Genomic DNA, 21,479 nt, shown 5'->3' with positions numbered 1-21,479 from the left:
CATTCTTTTTTAAATTCATAACTATATTTCATAAAAATACCCTCCTTACTGGTTTGTCCAGTAAAGAGGGTACATATAAGTCTCACCCATCTCATTATTAAGCTCTTACATCGTCAAAGTCACTTGATTCAAGTTTTTTCTCAACATAGGAGCAAGTTCCCTTTATTTTTTTATTCTCGCTTCTCGCATCTTCTACAAGTTTTTTTACAAGCTCACCTGCAAGACCTTGTCCGCCGTACTCAGGTTTTACAATAGTGTGTGTAGCATCTATTACATCGCCCTTTTCTTCGTAAGTCAAAATTCCCTTGTAATTATTTTCGTCTTCTCCTATATAGTAACAGTTGTTTCCTTTTTTAATTTCCATAATGACCTCCTAAAAATTGATATTAATCATGTAATACCCAAATTTTCGGATTTGTCACATTATTTGATTTTTTCGATTATTCTATACTTAGTGTCAAAGTCTGCAGAAGTTCCTGTGAAGGATGAATCTTCTTTAGAGAGTTCAGACATAGTGTCAACAATTTCTTTAAACTCAGGAAGTTCTTGTGTCTTCTTGTCTAGTTCATCAATTCCCTTTTGTTTAAATTCTTCTAATTTTTCTGCAAAAATTTTCATGTTGTCATCTATTAAAACTCCGCCATCTTTTAATTCAATAGCTCCAGAGTTTAAGTCGATGATTCCATCGTCTAACTTCTTAATTCCATCTCTCAATGGTACTACACCTTCAGTCTTAAGTCTTGGAAAATCTTTAAATAATACAGACTTGTCGCGGAATTCTAATAGTCCCTCAGTAAGTTCATTTGCTCCTGAATTTAGTTTAGGTGAATTTGAGTCAAGCTCAGTAATTGCATCTGTAAATTTATTTACTGCATCCTCACTCTTTTCTGTTCCTTCTCTTAATTTTGATGAGCCGTCCTTTAATTTTCCTGCTGCATCGTCAAGTTTAACAAGAGAATCTGAAAGCTTCATAAGTTGTGAAGTGTCAAGTTTTGATGCTGCCTCTGACATAGCCTTTTCAAGAGCAGAATTAATTTGATTTGCCCCATTAGAAAGTTCTGTTGTTCCTGATTTTAATTGTTCAAGACCTTGAGGAAGTTGACTTGCTCCAGCATTTATTTGTTCTGATGCTGCGGCAAGTTGATTCATTCCACCCTTTAATTTCTTTAATTCTTCTAATTGCCCTGCCATTCCTGTTAAAGCTTTTAATCCTTTGAGATCATCTCCAACTTTTTTTGCTGATCCACCAATACTTTGTGCATTTTGTCCAATATTACCTGCACAATCTCCTAAAATTGCAATTGCTTGATTAATTTGTGGATTATTCTCAACATTGGCTTCTTTTAGCATTTGTATTGCTTGTCCAATGTCTCTTGCTGATGCTCCAACTGATAGTGCACCTGCTCCAATATTTTGAAGATCTCCTTCAACATTAATATTTCCAAGTCCTGATAGATTTGGCACCTCCATAGCTTGAACTTTATCATTTAGCATTTTGAAATTACTATTAAAGTTCTTTTCTCCTTCTGCAAGTTTATTTGCACCTTCAAGAGCCTGAGATGCTCCTGCCTCAAGTTTTTGGGCGCCGGCAGAAAGCTGTCCTATTCCAGATTTTAATTCTGCCAACTTCTTTAAGGCTTCTTCCTTCATTTCGTCAATCTTACTTAATTTACTTGAACCTTCTCTTAATTGTACTGTGGCTTCCTTTAACTTTCCAAGTCCATTGTCTAGTTCAACTGAACCATCGTGAAGTTTTTTGGCTCCATCTTTCATTTCTCCAGTTTTTTCATTCATCTTGCCCACTGCAGAAGTGTAGTCGCTAATTCCAGAAGTTAATTTGCTACCGCCTTCATACATTTCTTGTGCTGCACCTGGAATTGGCTCAACCTTTTCAATTACTTCGTCAATTTTTTCTTCGAAGTCTCCAGATTTATCGTAAAGCTCCTTGGAACCATCCTTAAGTTTAACAGTTCCATCGCCAAGTTCACTTATACCATCATTTAATTTGCCTTGGGCTTCAGATAGTTTTGTAGATGCGTCAACTAGTTTTTGTGAATTGTCTTCAAGCTCTCTAACGCCGTCACGAAGCTTGTCAATTGTCTCTAAATCTGCTTCGTTTTGGAATAACTCATTAGAAATTACCACATAAGCTTCCACTGGATCGTAATCTTTTACATCCATTTCAACCACTGCTTCACTTCTAAATTCTTCCATTTGCCTATCTTCTAAAATACTTTCGAAGTTTTCTCTAAGACCTGGAGTCAATACTGAAGTTACAACTTCATTTTTGCCATCTTTTGCAATTTTTGCATCATCAGATTCAATGTTTGATGCAACTTCTTGTGGGAAGGATAGGGCTGCTATAACTGTATAAGGTGCATAGACCTTAGTTTTTTTGCCAGCAATATTCTTTATAACATACTTATTGTTTTCAGTTGAAATAACTAATTTAAGGTGGCCGGACTTGCCCTTTAATTCACTATTTTCCATTTTTTCGCCGTCAAGATAATAATCAATTTTTACATCAATTGGAATATTTTCTTCGCTTTTGCCTTGGTAGTAAATGTCCTTTACATTTTCATCCCAATAAATATAACCATTTTTATTTTCAACTTTTTCATCAGTCTTCAAATTTTTAACATTTTTTAAGTTGGACTTGTCCTTGCCCTTAATATTTTCTTCTGAATTTAACCAAACTGAAACAGTTTTATCTTTAATATTGTCATTTTCTTTTAAGACATAAACAGTTTCACTTTTATTTATGACATTTGATGCAGCAAAAGCTGTATTTGTCAAAAGCATGGAAGACAAAACAACTGTAATTACACCTTTTTGAACTTTTTTATTCATTTTTCTTCTCCTTTAAATAATTTTTAATCTAAACCCTTAGTAGTTTTCTTTATTAGTGGAAAACATACTGAAATAATAGCAGGCAATAATAGTATAATTACGCACATACTAATAATTGCGCCTCTAGCTAAAAATGTACAAATCGTCGATACAATTTCCATTTTTGAAAAAATACCTACACCAATTGTGGCTGCCATAAAGGATAAAGCAGATGTGACAATAGATTTTGAAGTCTCCTTAACTGAAATTTTGATAGACTCATCTACATCCTTGGTTTTATTATATTCAGCCAAAAATCTATCAGTCATTAAAATCGAGTAGTCAATAGTAGATCCAAGCTGTATTACTCCAATTATTATTGAAGTTATAAAAGGTATAGTGTGATTTAAATAAAATGGAATTCCCATATTTATTTGGATTGCAAGTTCAATTGCCCCAATTAAAACTATTGGTATTCCAATTGACTTAAACACAAGAGCAATAATTAAAAATACAACAGCAATTGAAATTAAATTTACAATTTGAAAGTCTCTATCTGAAATAACTGTTAAGTCATCAGTTAAAACTGCTTCTCCAGTCAAATAACCTTCCTTGTCATATTTATTAATGATACTTTTCATTTCTCCAACTTGCTTTTTCACTTCTGGCGATGCAGTTTGAAACTTGGAGTTTGCCATAATCATCTGATAGCCATTTTTTGAAAAATTATCCTGAAGCTTCTCAGGCAAAAATTCACTTGGGATAGTGTATCCTGTGACAGAACTTGCACTTAAAACAGAGTTTATTCCCTCAACGCCCTTTATATCGCTTATAAGACCTTCTAAGTCTGACTTTGAAAGGTCATCTTTTACAACAATGAAGTGGGTACTTGCCATATCATAATCTTTTTTCATTTTATTTAAGGCAACTATTGAATCTAAGTCCTGTGGAAGCGATCTGTCCAAGTTGTAGTAAAGTTTTGTGTTAACTGAACCATAAATTGCAGGTACAAAAAGCAAAAGAAAAACCGTAAAAAGAGTTTTTTTATGCTTTATTGTAAAATTTGCCAGCCTATTAAATTCAGGAAGCATTACTCTGTGATTGTACTTGTTGATGAATTTTTCAACTACAAGTAGCATGGCAGGAAGAACTGTAACTGTTGCTATGAGTCCTATTAAGACACCCTTACTCATTACAAGACCAATGTCTTTTCCAAGTCCTAATCTCATGGCTATTAAAACAATAAAGCCTGCAAAAGTTGTTAGAGATGAGGCAAAGAGTGAAGAAATAGTTTCTTGAATTGCCATGTCCATGGCATCATTTTTATTGTCAAAATTCTTTTTCTCTTCTACATATCTGTGGTAGAGGAATATGGAATAGTCCATGGTAACTGCCAGCTGCAAAACCGCCGCTATGGCCTTGGTGATATAGGATATCTCTCCCAAAAATATATTAGTCCCAAAGTTATATAAAACTGCATAACCTATAGTTAGAATGAAAACAAAGGGTATGATTGTGGATTCATTAGTAAAAGATAAAATAATAAGTCCAAGAGTAACGGCAAGGGCAACATATATTGGCGTTTCCTTGTCAATTAAGTCCTTGGTATCTTTTACTAGAGAGGAAATCCCACTTAAATATTTTTGATTTGATTCAATACTTCTAATTTGGTCAATAGCAGACATAGTCTTTAATGAAGAAGACGACTCGCTAAATTTTACAATCATTAGGGTAGAATCTTCAGCATAAAAAATATCTTTTATATCATCTGGCAAAAATTCACTGGGAATCATATTGCCAACAGTTGATGTTTTAGAAATTACATCTTCTACACCATCAATTTTTAGTATTTTTTCTCTCAAAACTTCTGCTTCATGGTCGGTCCCCTCTAAGATTAACATGCCTGTGGCAGCATTTTTAAAATCCTTATCCAAAATCTCCTGCCCTTGAGTGGACTTTAAATCTTTTGGTAAGTAAGATAAAATATCATAGTTGACTCCCGTAAGCTTATAACCTAAAAAGGCTGGAATGAGAAGTAGGGTCATAACCAAAAGCACAAACTTAGGCCTATGTGAAATAAATTTTGTAAATTTTTTCATCTAAACACTACCTAAATATCCTGTCCACAATTTTATATAGTACAGGTTTCATTTCTTCTATTCCTAGAATTGAATCATCCATTAAAGCGGACTCACAAGTTGAAAGCACAATATTTATTGTAATAGACAAAATAAATATTTTTTCTTCCTCTGACAAAATGGCAGGAAATAAATTTGAAAATTTATTTAAAATAAAATCAAGAGTAGTTTCTGTTTCCTTAAACCTATCATCATTTTCAACTTTTGCATAAAGAGCCCAATTTAAATTTTTGGAAATAAGTTTTAACTCTAGTGGGTCATTTATTAAGTAGTCGATTATAAAGTCAAAAAAGTTAATCAATCTCTCCTTAGAATCCTCACCCTTGCACATTGCTTCTGCACTGTAAAATAATTCCGTCATAATATCTAAAACAATTTTTTCTTCAAGATCTCTTTTGTCTCTGAAGTAGAGATAAAATGTACCTAGCCCTAAGTCTGTTCTATTCATTATGTCTCTAATTGAAGTTGACTCTATCCCCTTATCTCTAAAGGAAGAAAGAGCAGCTGTTGTAATTCTATTTTCTTTTTCTTTTTTTCTTTCTTCAGACTTTAACATATATCCTCCCTTAAAAACTGAACATTGTTCATCTTTTCAAAAAATATAATACCCCTTTTGTAAATAAAGTTCAACACTTTTTTTATTTTTATTTTAAAAATTTTTTAAAATAAGTAAAAAAGACTCTGCCTTATGCAAAGTCTAAAAACTTCATATATTAAATTTTATAAACATTAATCTTTTCAAAAATTTAGGTTAGTAATTTTTAAAAAAATTAAAAAATTTAACTATTATACCTTCCACGCCAAACTATTTCTCTGTAAGTTTTCTTGTCTGTGTCCCCTTCTGTTGAAAAACATAGAACAAGTGAATCTTTGTCTAAGCCAATCTTATTTCTATATTCCCTTAGATCTTCGTCTTTCATAAGTTCATAAACAATGCCAGTAGTCACAGCACCTGATTCACCAGAAATAATTTTTCTATCATCTCCAATACTATTTCCTAAAATTCTCATGCCAAGGGCAGTGTAATAATCATCTACTGACAAAAAATAATCAGAATAGGACTCTAAAATAGGCCAACCAATAGTAACTGGCTCACCACAGTTTAGTCCCGCCATTATTGAGTTGAGATGACCCTTTACAAAATGAAGCCTGCCATCATTGGCATGGGCAGTTCTGTAAAGGCAATTTGCCTTATTAGGCTCCACAATAATAATTTTTGGAGGATTTTCCTTCATTACATTTCTAAAAAATGCAGTCATTGATGCTGCCATAGAGCCAACACCTGCCTGCAAGAAAATATGAGTTGGCAGCATTTCTTTTTCCTTTAAGTCCATAAAGACTTCATAAGCCATGGTCATATAGCCCTTCATAATGTTTTTTGGGACTTCAGTGTACCCTTGCCAGGAAGTATCTTGAATTAAGACGCCCTTATTTTCTCTTGCAAATTTTGCAGCAAGCCTCACGCAGTCGTCATAATTTTCCTCCATAATATGGGCGTCAGAATTTTCTCTTCTAATGTTTTCTAATCTCTCAAGAGTAGTCCCCTTTGGCATAAAGACTTTTGACCTTTGACCAAGTTTATTTGCAGTCCAAGCTACAGCGCGACCATGATTGCCATCTGTTGCAGTGGTAAAAATTAATTCCCCCAGTTTTTTCTTTGTCTCAACTGAAGTTATTTCATCAAAAGTTAAATTATTTTCACCTAATCCAATTTTTTCTCCTATATAATTGGCAATAGCATAACTTGCACCAAGGACCTTAAAGGCATTTAAGCCAAATCTATAGGATTCATCCTTTACAAAAAATTTCCTTAGTCCAATTTCCTCTGCCAAATTTTTTAAGTCCACTAAAGGAGTCTTTTCATAGATGTCAAAGGACTTGTGAAAATTATTAACAATCTTTGCAGAATCATAATCAAAGTCTGAAATATCTGCATAAGTATTTTTATTTTCAATATAAGTTAAGTTAAATTTATCCATGTCTCACCTGCTTTCATCTTATGTTATTAGTTTATCATTTTAATTATGTAAAAGATATGCTTATATTTTTTATTTCTTTGGGACTTATTTATGCAAGATATCATTTAGAAAAAATATTTTTTATTGTATAATCTACTTTGATAATTTAATTCTTGGAGGAAAGATGAAGAGAAAAATTTTAATTTTATTTGCCTGCCTTGCATTTCTTACATCCGCCTGTGCAAAAAATAATTTAACAAATAAAAATAATATTGATAATGGAGAAATGGTTGAAGAAAAAAAAGGAGAGCCAGAAATTTCTAATTTAAATGATGAAAAGACTTTAGATTTTGTTAAAAATTCCCTTGATGGAAGTGTGAATAGCCAAAGCCTGGAAAAGTTTGCTGCTCTTGTAAGAGATTATAACAAAGGTATATCGCAAAATCTTCTCATTGGCGATTTTAAAAGTTTATCTAGTATAAATATTGATACTGGCAAAATTATTGATGAGAGAAGTAAGCTCAAGCACGATTTTCCCGACACAAATTGTAGAATTAATTCCTTTTTACTTTTAAAGGATGAGATGAAATTTAAGGGAGAGACAAAAATTGATGACGACCTACTTTTTATGGACGAAGAGGCCATAAAAAATTCAAATTTATTCAATGATGAGGAATTTAAAAATTTTAAAGGCTTATTTTCAAGAGTTGCAACAAAAAGTAGCAAGGATCCAAAGCTTCAAGGAGATCTTATGTCGGAATTTTTATCAAATTTCAGCTTCCCTGAAAAAATTAAGATGCTTTCTGTAGTCCTTCATGACAATTTAGATGGCGATTATCTTTTTATTGGTCATGTTGGAGTTCTTCTTCCCCTTGAAAAAGGATATTTGTTTATAGAAAAAATTTCCTTTGAAGAGCCCTATCAGGCAATAAAATTTCCTGACAAGGAGTCCTGCTACAAGTACTTAAAGGAAAAGTTTGAGGACTACAAGGACCCCAATGTAGCGCCGCCCTTTATCATGGAAAATAATAAATATATAGATATTTAATTCCAATTTTTATTTAAAATTCTTTGTAGTTATAAGCAAGAAAATTATTTTTAGAAAATATTAATTATAAGTCTATAAAACGCAAAAAATTGCCCAAGTATTCTTGAGCAATTTTTTATTATAAATTTTGAAATTACATTAATATTAATTTTCAGTAACTTCTTCTTTTTTATTTTCATTTAATCTGTCTTCTCGCATCTTCAACCTATTTGCTTCAAGTTCTCTCTTTCTTTCAAAAGCGTGAAGAATAAGTGCAAGAGTTACAACGCCGTAGGAGATAAATGTTCTGAAATATTCACCCATCATGGCATCGCCTGTTAAAACTCTTCCTGCTTGCGGAAGAACGATAAACATCAAGTGGAATAGTGCAGTACCTAAGATTACATTTGGAATTGATGCCTTGGATACAGATGCACCACCAACAAGGATTGATGCTGCAGCGTATAGTGCTGCTTGGTCTTGACCTGCATAAGTTGCAAGTGTACCAATGTTTTGAAGATAAATAATTTGTCCATAGCAAGCAAGTACAGTTGACATTACTATAGATGCAATTCTGATTTTATCAGAGTTCATACCTGCGTTGGAAGATACAAATTGATCTTGTCCAACTGCCTTCATATCGTGACCAAGTTTAGTGTTTCTAAACCATACGATAAATGCGCAAAGTAAAGCAATAATTAAAATTGTAACTACTGGCACATCAAATAAAATTTGATGCTTTGCAGTAATAGGAATATTAACTCTGATTTTTAAAATATTGTCAAAGCCTTGGGCAGATGCAAGAGTAATGGAGTTTTTAATACCATAACCAGATGATAATACCATGGCTTTTGTTCTCATTGGAATTAAAGTTCCGCAGAAGTACAATAGGAAAAGCATGTACCAGCCTAGGATAAAGAAAGCAAGCATCATTGATGTAATCATTTCTCTTCCTCTTGCTCTATTTAAAACTCTTCCAGAGAATTGACCAAGTAAAACTGCAATCGGAGTACCAATAAGAGCAGCTATTAAAAGTCCAGTTGCTCCAGTAAAGCCCCAGTCTTGTGCAAAAATTATTCCAATTTGACCAGCCATTGCTCCAAGTGGAATACCAAAGTTGATACCCATACCAGCAATAATCGGTATGATAAGAGAAAGTACAAGGAATGTATTTCTTACCATTCTCTTGGAAAGTTCATTTGTTATATAAGATAGTGGTGGTTTAGCAATTATAAGTCCTGCCACAACTATGATTATAAACAAAATAGGAACCATAAATCTGTATAAAAATTCTTTAAAATTAAATTTCTTATTCATCTTTACTCCTCCTTGTTAGTGCGTAAATTATCATTCCATTTGTGATTATCATTCTTAATATTTCTGAAATATCAATATTTAATGCACCATTTATTACAGTAGGAGTAAGTGTAATTACACCTTGGAATAAAAATGTACCAATTATAACATTTGGAATTGATGCCTTGTTAATACTTGCACCACCAATTAATAGTGCAGCTACTGTTTGGAATGTAAAGGAAAGCGGTGCTTGGTAAAGTTGTATAAAACCATAGGATTGTTGGTAAATAACAATACCGATGGCAGCAATAACTGTTGAAAGAATTACAGAAACAAGTCTTACCTTGTTAATGTGAATACCAGCAGCCTTTGCATATTCTGAGTTAGATCCTACAGCTGTCATTGCAGTACCAGTTTTTGTCTTGAAAAATGCCCATACAATAAATGCCATAAGTGCAAATAATAAAAACATACCCACAGGAATTTTAACACCAAGTATATTAATACTTAAAAAGTTATTTAATACACCAACAGTTACCTTAGTGCCATCTTCCAAAATTTTTGACTTCATCCAATAATCTGCAACTGGAATTTGTTGGGATAGTCCCTTTCCTCCATAACTTAAAACAGAAACTGGATTCTTGTAAGGAAGAATTAAATAGGCAATACACATAAAAGCTGTGAATGAATATCCAACATAAGTTGCAATAAGCATTTCATCGCCCTTAATTCTATTTAAAAGTAGTCCGTAGAAAAATCCAAATACAACTGCTATAAGAGATGCAAATAGCATTGCTATGAAAATCCCTTTAAAACCTGTAAAACCAAATTCAATTGAAGTTACACCACCAAGAATTCCCGCTACAACTCCAATTGGGATACCAAAGTTAAGTCCACAACCAGATTGTACCATTGGCACAAGGGATAAAACTAAAACTGAAAACATACCAAATCTTGAAAGAACATTGTCAATAGAATCGACTAATGAAACGCCAGCCATTGGAGCTGCAATAAAAAGAATTAGTAAGAAGACTCCAATAATAAGTCGTGGAATTCCAATTTTGTTAATTAAACTTTTCTTTTTAGTCATTTACTGCCTCCACTTCTCCACTCATTAGAAGTCCAAATTCTGTTGCATCAGCATTTGCTGGTAAAATCCCTGCGATTTTTCCTTCACAAATAACAGCAATTCTATTACATATACTTCTAAGTTCTTCAAGTTCTGATGAAACCATGACAATAGTAGTATTGTCCTTTTCATTACTTTCTTTTAAGGCATCTAATACAAGTTCCTTTGCACCAATGTCTATACCTCTAGTAGGTTCAGATACAAATAAAAGGTCTGGTTCCATGGCAAAAGCTTTAGCAAGACAAATCTTTTGTTGGTTCCCACCAGATAAGTTTCCTGCCTTTTGTTCTGGTCCAGTTGTCTTTATGTGCAGAGATTCAATGTATTCATTAGATAGCTCTTTCATCTTAGCTTCATCTCTAAACTTAAATCCAAGAACTCTTTTAATAAACTTTTCTTGAACTTGCATAGCATTAAAAGCTATATTCCAAAAAATTGGCTCTTCCAATAAAAGACCTACACCTCTTCTATCTTCAGAAACAAAGGCAATTTTATTTCTCAAAATATCTAAAGTATCGCCAAGTTTTAATTCTTTGCCATTATAAATTAGCTTGCCACCTACTGGATAAGTGCCCAAAATTCCATTTGGAATACCAAGTTTACCTTGACCAGCAAGGCCAGCAATGCCTAGAATTTCTCCTCTAATAACAGAAAGACTTACATCGTAGACAGCTTCACCTGGCATATCAACCCAGAGGTTTTCAATTTCAAGAATGTGGTCATTTTCATCTAAATTCTTATCCACTTTCTCTACAGCTAACTTCTTTGATTCATCATCTCTACCAACCATCCATTTAGCAATTTGTTCAATAGATAGATTTTCATTCTTTCTGTCTTCAATTATTTCACCATCTCTAAGTACAACAACTTGATCACATACATTTATGATTTCACGAAGTCTGTGAGTGATGAAAATTATAGAAATGCCAAGATCTGCTAGAGTCCTTAGTGAAGCAATAAGGTTGTTAGCTTCAGTTTCTGTAAGTACAGCAGTTGGCTCATCCATAATTATTAACTTAACATCTTTTCTTGTCATTTCCCTAGCAATTTCAATAAATTGCTTATGACCAACAGGCATTTCGGAAACTAAAGCACTGGTATCAATGCTAACTTCCAAAGTGTCGAGAGACTTACCTGCTATTCTAATATTTTCTTTAGCATCTATACTCTCTAGTTTTTTACCAAAAATTTTAGAAATTACAGAGGAATTTGTCTTCTCCATATCGAGAGTAATATTTTCTGCAACTGTAAATCCAGGGATTAAACTAAATTCTTGATGTACCATGCCTATGCCTGCATTTAAGGCGTCAATTGGGTTTTTGAAGTCAATTAATTTTCCGTCAAAATAAATTTCACCGTTATAACCGCCTGTGTCTTTAATAACTTCCATTCCGAAAATTATATTCATAAGAGTGGACTTACCTGCACCATTTTCACCAACAAGTCCCAAAATTTCTCCCTTTTGAAGGTTAAAATTAACATCCTTTAAGACGACGTTTTCGCCAAAACTCTTGCTGACATTCTTGACTTCAAGTAAACTGTTTGTCAACAAAATCCCTCCATCTTCTTAAAATAAAATTAAAATCAACGGTAGCCCGTTGACTTTAATTTTTCTTATAAAATAATTATTTAGCTTGTCCTTCAGCTTGTTCTTGAGCAGCTTCAATAGCATCTAAATCAACATTAAGATTCAAATACTTTTCAGGAACTTCAACTTTATCCATACCTAGGTAACCTCTACCATATACATAAGTGTCTTGAGATAGTAAGAAGTGATTTTCTTTCTTTTCTCCAGAAGCTCTATCTATATAGTTTTCAACCATCCAGTTTGCACCTTCAGTATATTTTTCAATAGCACTTACGATTTGTTCTTGGTTAAGAAGTTCTCCTTGTCCCTTAAGAACATCCATTACATGGTCAAGTGCACCAAGAGTTAGTGAATAACCTAATGAATAAGCCCAAGTACCCATTCTCTTGTCGCCGCCTTTTTCAATAACAGCTTTTTCAACAGCAGCGTTGATTGCTTGCCAATCTCCTGCCATATCTTTAATATCAACAGAGAATGCCTTTGGATAACCCATGATTGGAGATGGTAAATCTTGTTCTACAAAGATAGCTCCACCAGCTGCAACACCTCTAAGAAGTGGTTCAGTATGTGCATCATTTGTACAGAAGAAAGCAGTGTCTTTACCATACTTGTCAATCCAAGGTTGAATATTTTCAGCTACATATTGTTGTGCTCCTGGGATACCAATATCAGTTGTTGGATCAGGTGCGTTAAGTGAAATAAATTCAAGTCCTAGGTCTTTACATGCTTCTTCCATGATAGCTCTTCTAAGAGCTAAAAGTTCAATAGACATGTGTCTAGGGAAAGTGATATGAGCAAATTTAGTAGCTCCCATTTCCTTTGCTGCAGCAATAATTCTGTAACCTCTGGAAACATTATCGGCATCCATTACTAGGTCAGCTGCTTTTTCTACCATTACTGTATCTTCTTGTGCAACTAAGTTAACAAGAATGATATCAGGTCTTTTTTCTCTAATTTGATTAAAGGCTGCTACAGTTCCTGGAACTGATTGATTTACAATTACAGCTTTCATTAGAGGGTCATCTGCCATAGCTACAATCTTTGAAATTGTAGTTTCTTGTTCAGCTTCAAATCTGTCTGGATAAGTGTCGTGTTTAATAACTCCGCCTTCATCAGCAGAACCATAAAGTTCAATAGCTTTTTGAGCAGCACGGAACTCATCTTCACCTTGTGATACTGTACCAGTTATAATTCCAATATGGAATTCTTCGCCATCTTTAAGAGTTTCAAATTGAGCTTTAACGCCATCTTCTTTGACATCGGCAGCAACATTAGCATCTTTGCCTTCCTCTTTAGCTCCATTGTCAACTTTTTGACAACCGCTAAAGGCGATAACTGCTAATAATAGCATCATAATACCCATAAACCTTTTAAATTTTACTTTCATTTTTTACACCTCTTCTAATTTATTTAATATTGGTTTATAAATTAAAGAGATTTTATCACATTAAATAGCAAAGGTCAATATTATTCTCAATATATGAACATACAAAGAAATTTTTTAAATACAAAAATTTTACCTAATATTTACACAAAGTAAAATTTAATTTTGATATATTTCTTTCAAATAATCTTTTGAAGAAATGCAGGTTTTTGATAATATTTTTCAACAATTTAAATAGAGAATTTTTAAAAAACAAATTATTAATAATATAAATAGTCTATCTAAAAAAATAATACTTTTTCCTTTTTCTCCTTTACACCAATAAATAAGCCTGCAATAAAAAAGTCTGAGCAAACTGTGCTCAGACCTTGATATAAGGCAAAATTTTTGCCCTTTTTAAAAATTCCGAAAAAATTATATTTGATTTCAGCCAATTAAATCAAAAGGATTTTTTTATAAAATTAAGGCTATTATACTATACTTACTATTATGGAAAAATTTTACCTTTATTTTAAGAAATCAATTTAAATTCAAATTTAAAAGGTTTTCACTTTTTCTTATTTAAAGAATAAAAATTAAAAAAGTAAAAAATTTTCTTATGTAAAAATTTAAGATAAAATCAAAAATAAAAATGTTTATAATAATTAAAAAACTTCTAACTATTTATATTTGTATAATCACGACCAACGTCTAATTTACATATAGTTAGAAGTTTAAAATATTATTTAACAAAGAGATTAGGTAGTATTGTTACCGTAGAAGGTATATATGTTATTATCAATAATACTACTAATAAAACTACTAGCATAGGAACTAAATCTTTCATTTGTTCTTTCAATGAAACTTTTGTAATTGATCCTGCAACAAATAAGCACACTCCCAATGGAGGTGTACACATACCTATAGTTAAATTGACAGCCATTACTAATCCAAAATGGATTAAGTCTATTCCAAATGTTTGGACTATTGGTAAAAATAAAGGAGTAAAAATAACTACCGCACTTGTAGTATCAATAAATGTTCCAGCTATCAACAATATTATATTTATTATTAATAGTAACATAAATTTAGATCCTATATTATCAGCCAAGAATGCTCCAACTGTTTGAGGAATATTGTTAACTGTTATTACCCATGTGAATAATGAAGCTGCTCCTACTACTAGCAAAACTTGTCCTGTTGATTTGGCGGCATCTAATAATATTCCTGGCAAATCACTGATTTTAAGCTCTTTATATACAAATAAACCTATTATTAATGCATAAAAAGTAGCTACTGTAGCAGACTCTGTTGGAGAGAAAAATCCACTCATTATTCCTCCTATTATAATTATAGGCATTATCAAGGCTAATATCGCATCTTTTCCCGCAACTAGTACCTCTTTAAATGATGCTTTTTCATCTCTACCAATATAGTTTCTCTTTTTACCTACAAAATATGAGTAAATCATCAAGGCTACACCCATTAATATTCCAGGAATAAAGCCACCAATAAATAGTTTTGCTACGCTTACATTTGCCATAACACCATAAATGAGCAAAGGTATTGATGGTGGAATTATAGGACCTATTGATCCACCGGTTGCTAGTAATGGAGCACAAAATTCTTTGTCATAACCCTTCTCTATCATTATAGGCGCCATAATACCACCTATAGCAGCTGTTGCTGCTATAGCTGAACCAGTGATTGCTGCAAAAAACATACAAGCTAAAATACTTACCATTGCTAGACCGCTTGGGTGATGTCCAATTAGTAAATCTGCAAAGTTTACAAGTCTATCACTCATTCCACCTTTGAGCATTAAACCACCAGATAAAATAAACAAAGGAATCGCAGTTAAAGCAATACTATCAACTCCTGTGAAGAGTCTTTGTGCTACTACAAGTAAAGGATAACCATCAGCTACTATTTGTCCTAATGATACTAATCCCAAAGCAAATGCTATAGGTACTCCTAAAAGGAATGCTGCAAATAATATTATAATTATCATTTATTGTCACCATCCTTAATATTTTTGATTTGATTTATTATTATTTCAATATCATATAGTATTAAGAAAGCTGCACTTATTGGAATTGAAGCATAATAGTAAATCATTGGAATAGCAGTGTATGGTGCTTTTTGTGTTATGCCAGTTTTTGAAAACTCAACACCATAAATTAGTAAAAATACAAAAAACCCTAATAATATTATATTTATTAAAATTTGTAGAATTTTACCAGCTTTGTTAGGAATCAATGAAAATATGATATCAATATTTAGATGATCATTGGTTTTTAAGCAATAAGCTGCACCAAGAAATACTAAATAAACAAAGCTTAATCTTATAATATCTTGTCCCCAAGCAACAGGCATTTTAAATAAAAATCTCATTATAACTTGTAAAAAAGTGACAATTGCGAGCACCGCTGAACTTACAACCATAACGAATTTTAAAAATTTTTCAAGATACTTCATAAAACCTCCAATGTTATTTAATGTAATCCCTAACTTCATCAACAAATTCAGGACTTACTAATTGTGCTACATCTGGTTTAGTGTATATATCTTTAGTTGCTTCAACAAATGAATTTTTATCAACTTCAGTTATTACCATTCCATTATTCTTCAATTCTTCTAAATATTCTTCTTCATGTTCAGAGACTACTTTTCTTTGTTCTTCAGCAGCTTTATTTGCTGCATTTTGTACTGCTTCTTGTTGTTCAGGTGATAGTTTGTCAAAAAAGTCTTTATTCATAACCATACTTACTGCAGCATAAGTGTGTCCATCTAAAGATAAATATTTTTGCACTTCATAAAATTTTTGTGTTGCTACTGTAGCTATTGGATTTTCTTGCCCATCAACCATTCCTTGTTGTAGAGCTGTATAGAGCTCATTGAATGAAACTGGAACAGCTGAAGCATTTAAACTATCTAGTAAAGCAAACCAAACTGGTGCTTCTTGTACTCTGAAAGATAAACCTTTCATGTCTTCTACAGTCTTTATTTCTTTTTTTGAATTAGTAAAATGTCTAAAACCTAATTCTCCAAAAGCTAAATGTTTAAATCCAGCTTCTTCAAATTTAGGGTTTAATTTTTCAGAAATAATTCCATCTAATGCTTTATACGCTTTTTCTTGATTTTCAAATAGGTAAGGTATTGACAGTACTTGGATTTCAGGAACCCATGCTGGTAACGTTCCATCAGAAGTAACTATTGTCATTTGAATAGTTCCTAATTTAGTACCTTCTGCCATTTCCCTTTCTCCGCCCAATTGAGCATTAGGATATACACTAACTTCAAAATCATCAGATGATTCTTCTAAATATTTCTTAAATAAATCTGCTGCAATAGTAGATTGGTGTTGTTCATTTCCCACACATCCTAGTTTAATTTGTATTTTTCCAGATGTTGAACTATTAGCCGCGTTGGTTTCTTTTTTTGAACTACAAGCTGTTAATGTTATAGATATTAATAAAACGACTAAAATACTTGTAAATATTTTTTTAAATTTTTTCATGATATTCTCCTTAATTTAGATTTAATTTCGATTATCTCTCTTCTTCTAGTATTACATTTACTTCATAATTTAAATTTATTGTTCTACCTAGTTTTTCATCTACCATTTTAGAAATAAATTTATTTCCATATTCAAATCCACCTAATAATGGAACAGTACCAGAATAAATAATTGAGTTATTAATATCCCCAACTCTATCTTTTAATTCTTCTAATATTTTTTCAACAGGTAAAATTGATGCCAATGTATCATTTTGATAATTTATTTCTTTTCCATTAACAATTTGATTTGACATTAGCTTGATAGAATCCCAATGATCTTTTATTTCATCATAATCCCATATAGTATTTGCTATTGGTTTTAAACACACCTGTTTTGATTTAAAAATGCTAACACTCTCTAACCCTCTATCTGTATGGTCTGACCCGATTGTTATATAGGTTTTTCCATTTTTTAATAAAATAACATATTCTGCTTCTCCAGAAGTTTGTTCACCAACAAATTTTAGGTCAGAATCCTGAGTTACAATTTCTTTAGATACTTCAAAAATTGTTGGGATTCTTTTTGGGGGTGCTACACCCAGTTCTCTCTCTAACTCATCAATATGTTCTTGTGTTTTTTCCATATCTCTTCCTGCGTATCCAATAACATAAACTTTATCAAAATCAAAATCTATTTGTTTATTGTTTAAAATAAAACTTAACGTTTTCATATATAGATCACCTCGTTAATATAATTCTGGACGTCTATCTCTAAAGACATTTATGCTCTCTCTTATTTCTTTAATTACAGAAAAGTCTAATTCTCCAGTTTTAATTTCATCTGATTCAAATGGTTCAATAATATATTCTCCCCATGGATCAATTATTGCACTATGACCGCCAAAATCACCTACGCTGTTAACACATACGACAAACATTTGGTTTTCAATAGCTCTTGCTCTGTTTAAGACATCCCAATGCATTGATCTTTTTGCTGGCCAAGCTGCTGAATTAAATAATACTTGAATATCTTCTAGTGCATATTTTCTTATCCATTCTAAAAATCTAATATCATAACAAATTACCATTCCACACTTTATGCCATCTAATTCAAAAGTTACAAGTTGATTACCTTTTTCAAACAACTGATCTTCTCCTGAAGGAGAAAATAAATGTACTTTATTATACTTGGCTATTTCATTTCCATTACGATCAAAAATATAAGATGTATTATATAGCTCCCCATTTAAGGTATTAGATACAGAACCACCTACAATATTTACGCTTAAGTCTTTTGATAACTTAGATAATAGTTCTCTTGACCTTTTTCCTTCACTATCACTTATCTCATTCACATTTGTTGGTATAAATGAAGTATTCCACATCTCTGGCAAAACTATGACATCTGGGTTATCAACCATGGATTCCCTTATTTTGTCTTCAATGTTTTTGAAGTTTGTATCAACATCACCCATTATAAGTTCACATTGAACTAAACTAATTTTCATAAATGCCTCCTTATTATGTATTTGGTATACCATATACTAAGATTATCAATAAAGAAAACATTTGTCAATAGTATCTAATCAGAATTTTAAATTTTTTATATAATTTAAAAGCTCAGTATAATCTTTAATACTGAGCTTTTAATACAAGTTCTTTATTGATTTTTTTTATTTTTTCTTTCAAATCTTCTAACTATCGATTTTTCTGTTTGAATCATATGGTTTTTCATTGATCTAATTGCTTCTTCTTTATTATTCATTTTTAAAGCATCAATTATTTTAGTATGCTCATCAACAGTTTCCTTAGTTCGACCGGGGTTATCTATGGATACTAATCCAAAATATCTAATAATATCATTTAAATTTCTCATCGTAGCTTTCAATATTTCATTCCCACTTTTATTATAAATATATTCATGGAATCTCCTATCAGCATAAATAAATTCATTTTGTGTTTTTGCAGATTCAGTATCTATAGTTATTAATTCTATTTCTCTTATATCATCAATATTTATTTTATTAAATGATTCCTCAATAGCCAATAATTCTAAAGATGCCCTAACTTTCTGTGCTTCAAGAATAGTTTTTAAATCAAAATTTCTAACAACATTCGGCTTATAAGGCTCATTAATAATCCAACCCTCATAAGATAGTTTCATCAAAGCTTCTCTTATTGGCGTTCTACTAATTCCAAACTCTTCGGATAATGTCCTCTCATTTAAAGATTTTCCAGGTTCGAATTCCCCACTTATTATTTTTTCTTTTATTTCTTCGTAAGCAGCAATTTTATAGCTTTTTACTTTAAGCAATCTTATCAACTCCTATTTCATTTAATTTAACCGAATAACAAAAGACTTCAAACTAAAGCCTTGAAGATATCTTGTATGTTTTTTAAATTATGCTTCGTAAATATAAAAATTAATTATAATTCTATTTTTGATATCGGTAAAATTTTTTCAGGATTTTTAAATTAAAAAATCAGATCTCAAAAATATTAAAAAAATGTATTTTTAATTACAAATATTTCATATTAATTACTTATAAACTTAGGGCATTTTGTTCTATGAAATCACGTATTATTATACAACATATTATTATATTAAAAAACTTAATAATCTTATAATTTATTATAGACTTATTTGCCTCTCTCTTCAAAAAATAAAATTATAAAAGAAATTGTAAGGAAGGCTGCTGCAATTAGTATTGATTTTATTCCAAATAAATCTGATGTAATATAGCCAAGAGCTGCTCCCATGCCAAAAATTAAAATTACTGTGTAATATTTTTTTGATTTTTCTAGGTATTCTCTTTCTCTTGTTATGTGGTACTTAGAAAGATTTTCTGTGGCGCTTCTAAGATTTCCAATACACATAGTAGTTGCAAAGTTAAGTCCATAAATTTTCTTAAAGGAATAAACTTGCATGGCGCAGGAAAAAGATAGTAGAGCATTGGCAAGATTGTTTAAATTTTCAGGAATAAGTGCAACAATAACCATAATAATTATTTCAAAGGCAACTATGTATTGACGCCAATGAAGAATTTTCTTTTCGATAGCATATTCAAAACGAACTGCAACATATACGCCAAAGGCAAAAGCTATGACAGGTATTAAATATGAAATTGATGCCTTAAAATTTAAGTCAACAATATTTTTGAAGAGAAGTACAATATTTCCCGTCTGTGCATTGGCGAAGACCTTCCCCCTCATTAGATAGGAGTAGGCATCTTGAAAGCCACCTGCAATTGTTATAAAGAATAAAACTAAAAAGGTCTCGTGCAAATTTTCATAGGTTTTTATTTTCAAATTAATCACCTCTTATAGTTTAATACAAAAATTTTTTTCTGCAAGAAAAAAAGATGCTATGAATTTCTATCACAGCATCTTAAATATTATTATTTTATTTTGTACCAATGTCTTTTCTAAAGTAGGCTCCATCAAAATTTATTTTTGCTACATTATCGTAGGCCTTCTTGCGAGCTTCCTCTAAGTTTTTGCCTAAAGCTGTCACTGATAAGACTCTGCCGCCATTAGTGTAGAGAGCATCAGATTTTTTTGTTCCATTGTGGAAAACTATTATGTCTTTGTCTACATCATCAAGTCCAGAAATTTCTTTACCCTTTTCATAGGAAGCTGGATAGCCACCTGAACACATTATAACTGTTAGGCAAGTTTCGTTCTTCCACTTGATGTCTTCTTTTTTTAATTTTCCATCAATTGTCTTATTTAAAAGTTCAAATAAGTCACAGTCAAGTCTTGGCATTAGGACTTCTGTCTCTGGATCGCCAAAGCGCACATTAAATTCCAAAACTTTTGGCTTGTCTTCTTCAATCATAAAGCCTATAAATAAAATCCCTGAGTAAGTTAATTTTTCTTTATCTAGTCCATCTTCTATTTGCCTATAAATTACTTGAAGATTTTTTTCTAGTTCTTTGCTTGCTGCTACTGGTGAATAAGTTCCTACTCCGCCAGTGTTTGGACCCTTGTCGCCATCAAAAATTTGCTTGTGGTCCTTGGCTCTTTCTAGTGGAAATAATTTGTTGTCTGATACAAGGCAAAGTACAGAAGCTTCTTCCCCTGTCAAAAATTCTTCTATGACAACAGTGCTTCCTTCGTCGCCAAAAATTTTATCCTTAAATATTTTATGAAGAGCGTCCCTTGCTTCCTCTAAGTTTTGACAAATTATTACGCCCTTACCTAGGCAAAGTCCGTCAGCTTTTACAACAAGTGGATAAGAAAATTCACTTAAGCCTTCAATTGCATGGTCATAATTTTCAAAACTTTTGTATTTTGCAGTTGGAATTGAATATTTTTCCAAAAATTTCTTTGTAAATTCCTTTGACTTTTCAAATCTTGCACAGTCTTTGTTTGGACCAAAAACTTTTAATCCCTTTTCCTTAAAGGCATCTACTATTCCCAGGCAAAGTGGATCTTCAGGACCAACTACCGTTAAATCAATTTTTTCTTCATGAGCAAACTTTAAAAGTCCATGAATGTCCTTGGGATCAAGGTCTAGATTTTCGCAAAAATCTTCTGTGCCGCCATTTCCCCTTGCCATGAATATTTTATCAACGTTTTTACTTTCACTAAGTTTCCATGCAAGTGCGTGTTCTCTTCCGCCATTTCCAATTACAAGTACCTTCATTT

At 31.9% G+C, this 21,479-nt stretch carries 18 protein-coding genes; 1 reads left to right on the top strand and 17 read right to left on the bottom strand.

Annotation, left to right across the window (positions count from 1 at the left end; translation table 11 throughout):
* Window positions 1-97: 97 nt before the first annotated feature.
* The 5 genes from WMO19_RS04640 to dpaL all read right to left on the bottom strand — a co-directional run bounded on the left by WMO19_RS04640 (window position 98) and on the right by dpaL (window position 6,946).
* Entirely contained in the window at window positions 98-364 is a 267-nt protein-coding gene (locus WMO19_RS04640; RefSeq protein ID WP_288167561.1) for a GNAT family N-acetyltransferase, read from the bottom strand.
* A 59-nt stretch (window positions 365-423) separates the two neighbouring features.
* A complete protein-coding gene (locus WMO19_RS04635; RefSeq protein ID WP_349170393.1) occupies window positions 424-2,850 on the bottom strand; it encodes a hypothetical protein in 2,427 nt (808 codons plus the stop codon).
* A 23-nt stretch (window positions 2,851-2,873) separates the two neighbouring features.
* Window positions 2,874-4,928, bottom strand: coding sequence for an efflux RND transporter permease subunit (locus WMO19_RS04630; RefSeq protein WP_349170391.1), 2,055 nt, complete (start codon window positions 4,926-4,928; stop codon window positions 2,874-2,876).
* A 7-nt stretch (window positions 4,929-4,935) separates the two neighbouring features.
* Window positions 4,936-5,523 carry a TetR/AcrR family transcriptional regulator gene (locus WMO19_RS04625; RefSeq protein ID WP_349170389.1) on the bottom strand — a complete coding sequence of 196 codons (588 nt, stop codon included), beginning with the start codon at window positions 5,521-5,523 and terminating at the stop codon, window positions 4,936-4,938.
* Between the two features lie 223 nt (window positions 5,524-5,746).
* Complete coding sequence (gene dpaL / locus WMO19_RS04620; RefSeq protein WP_349170387.1) at window positions 5,747-6,946, bottom strand: diaminopropionate ammonia-lyase; 1,200 nt, start codon at window positions 6,944-6,946, stop codon at window positions 5,747-5,749.
* A 163-nt stretch (window positions 6,947-7,109) separates the two neighbouring features.
* Here dpaL and WMO19_RS04615 point away from each other — a divergent pair, with 163 nt between their 5' ends.
* Window positions 7,110-7,973, top strand: coding sequence for a DUF4300 family protein (locus WMO19_RS04615; protein WP_349170386.1), 864 nt, complete (start codon window positions 7,110-7,112; stop codon window positions 7,971-7,973).
* Window positions 7,974-8,117: 144 nt separating this feature from the next.
* Here WMO19_RS04615 and WMO19_RS04610 read toward each other — a convergent pair whose 3' ends face one another.
* The 12 genes from WMO19_RS04610 to purD all read right to left on the bottom strand — a co-directional run bounded on the left by WMO19_RS04610 (window position 8,118) and on the right by purD (window position 21,477).
* Complete coding sequence (locus WMO19_RS04610; protein ID WP_349170385.1) at window positions 8,118-9,269, bottom strand: ABC transporter permease subunit; 1,152 nt, start codon at window positions 9,267-9,269, stop codon at window positions 8,118-8,120.
* On the bottom strand, window positions 9,262-10,338 hold the full coding sequence (locus WMO19_RS04605; RefSeq protein ID WP_019124574.1) for an ABC transporter permease subunit: 1,077 nt from the start codon (window positions 10,336-10,338) through the stop codon (window positions 9,262-9,264). The genes WMO19_RS04610 and WMO19_RS04605 overlap by 8 nt, the downstream gene beginning before the upstream one ends.
* Complete coding sequence (locus WMO19_RS04600; protein ID WP_349170383.1) at window positions 10,331-11,926, bottom strand: sugar ABC transporter ATP-binding protein; 1,596 nt, start codon at window positions 11,924-11,926, stop codon at window positions 10,331-10,333. Before WMO19_RS04600 ends, WMO19_RS04605 begins: the two co-directional genes overlap by 8 nt.
* Window positions 11,927-12,002: 76 nt before the next feature.
* Entirely contained in the window at window positions 12,003-13,352 is a 1,350-nt protein-coding gene (locus WMO19_RS04595) for a DUF3798 domain-containing protein (RefSeq protein WP_349170382.1), read from the bottom strand.
* A 718-nt stretch (window positions 13,353-14,070) separates the two neighbouring features.
* Window positions 14,071-15,339, bottom strand: coding sequence for a TRAP transporter large permease (locus tag WMO19_RS04590; protein WP_349170380.1), 1,269 nt, complete (start codon window positions 15,337-15,339; stop codon window positions 14,071-14,073).
* Window positions 15,336-15,806 carry a TRAP transporter small permease gene (locus WMO19_RS04585; protein WP_019124578.1) on the bottom strand — a complete coding sequence of 157 codons (471 nt, stop codon included), beginning with the start codon at window positions 15,804-15,806 and terminating at the stop codon, window positions 15,336-15,338. Before WMO19_RS04585 ends, WMO19_RS04590 begins: the two co-directional genes overlap by 4 nt.
* Before the next feature lie 13 nt (window positions 15,807-15,819).
* A complete protein-coding gene (locus tag WMO19_RS04580; protein WP_332086563.1) occupies window positions 15,820-16,848 on the bottom strand; it encodes a DctP family TRAP transporter solute-binding subunit in 1,029 nt (342 codons plus the stop codon).
* A 31-nt stretch (window positions 16,849-16,879) separates the two neighbouring features.
* Window positions 16,880-17,560: a DUF2848 family protein gene (locus WMO19_RS04575; RefSeq protein ID WP_019124580.1), complete on the bottom strand. Its 681-nt coding sequence runs from the start codon at window positions 17,558-17,560 to the stop codon at window positions 16,880-16,882.
* A 15-nt stretch (window positions 17,561-17,575) separates the two neighbouring features.
* Window positions 17,576-18,337 (bottom strand): carbon-nitrogen family hydrolase, encoded by a 762-nt coding sequence (locus tag WMO19_RS04570; protein WP_019124581.1) that lies wholly within the window; start codon window positions 18,335-18,337, stop codon window positions 17,576-17,578.
* Between the two features lie 152 nt (window positions 18,338-18,489).
* Complete coding sequence (locus tag WMO19_RS04565) at window positions 18,490-19,143, bottom strand: GntR family transcriptional regulator (RefSeq protein WP_019124582.1); 654 nt, start codon at window positions 19,141-19,143, stop codon at window positions 18,490-18,492.
* 326 nt (window positions 19,144-19,469) lie between these two features.
* Window positions 19,470-20,138 carry a YoaK family protein gene (locus tag WMO19_RS04560; RefSeq protein WP_019124583.1) on the bottom strand — a complete coding sequence of 223 codons (669 nt, stop codon included), beginning with the start codon at window positions 20,136-20,138 and terminating at the stop codon, window positions 19,470-19,472.
* A 94-nt stretch (window positions 20,139-20,232) separates the two neighbouring features.
* Window positions 20,233-21,477, bottom strand: coding sequence for a phosphoribosylamine--glycine ligase (purD, locus tag WMO19_RS04555; RefSeq protein WP_349170377.1), 1,245 nt, complete (start codon window positions 21,475-21,477; stop codon window positions 20,233-20,235).
* Window positions 21,478-21,479 lie beyond the last annotated feature (2 nt).

This window comes from Peptoniphilus hominis (ex Hitch et al. 2025) (assembly GCF_040096015.1).
Classification (GTDB): domain Bacteria; phylum Bacillota; class Clostridia; order Tissierellales; family Peptoniphilaceae; genus Peptoniphilus_A; species Peptoniphilus_A hominis.
This window is presented reverse-complemented; position numbering and strand designations above follow the sequence as displayed.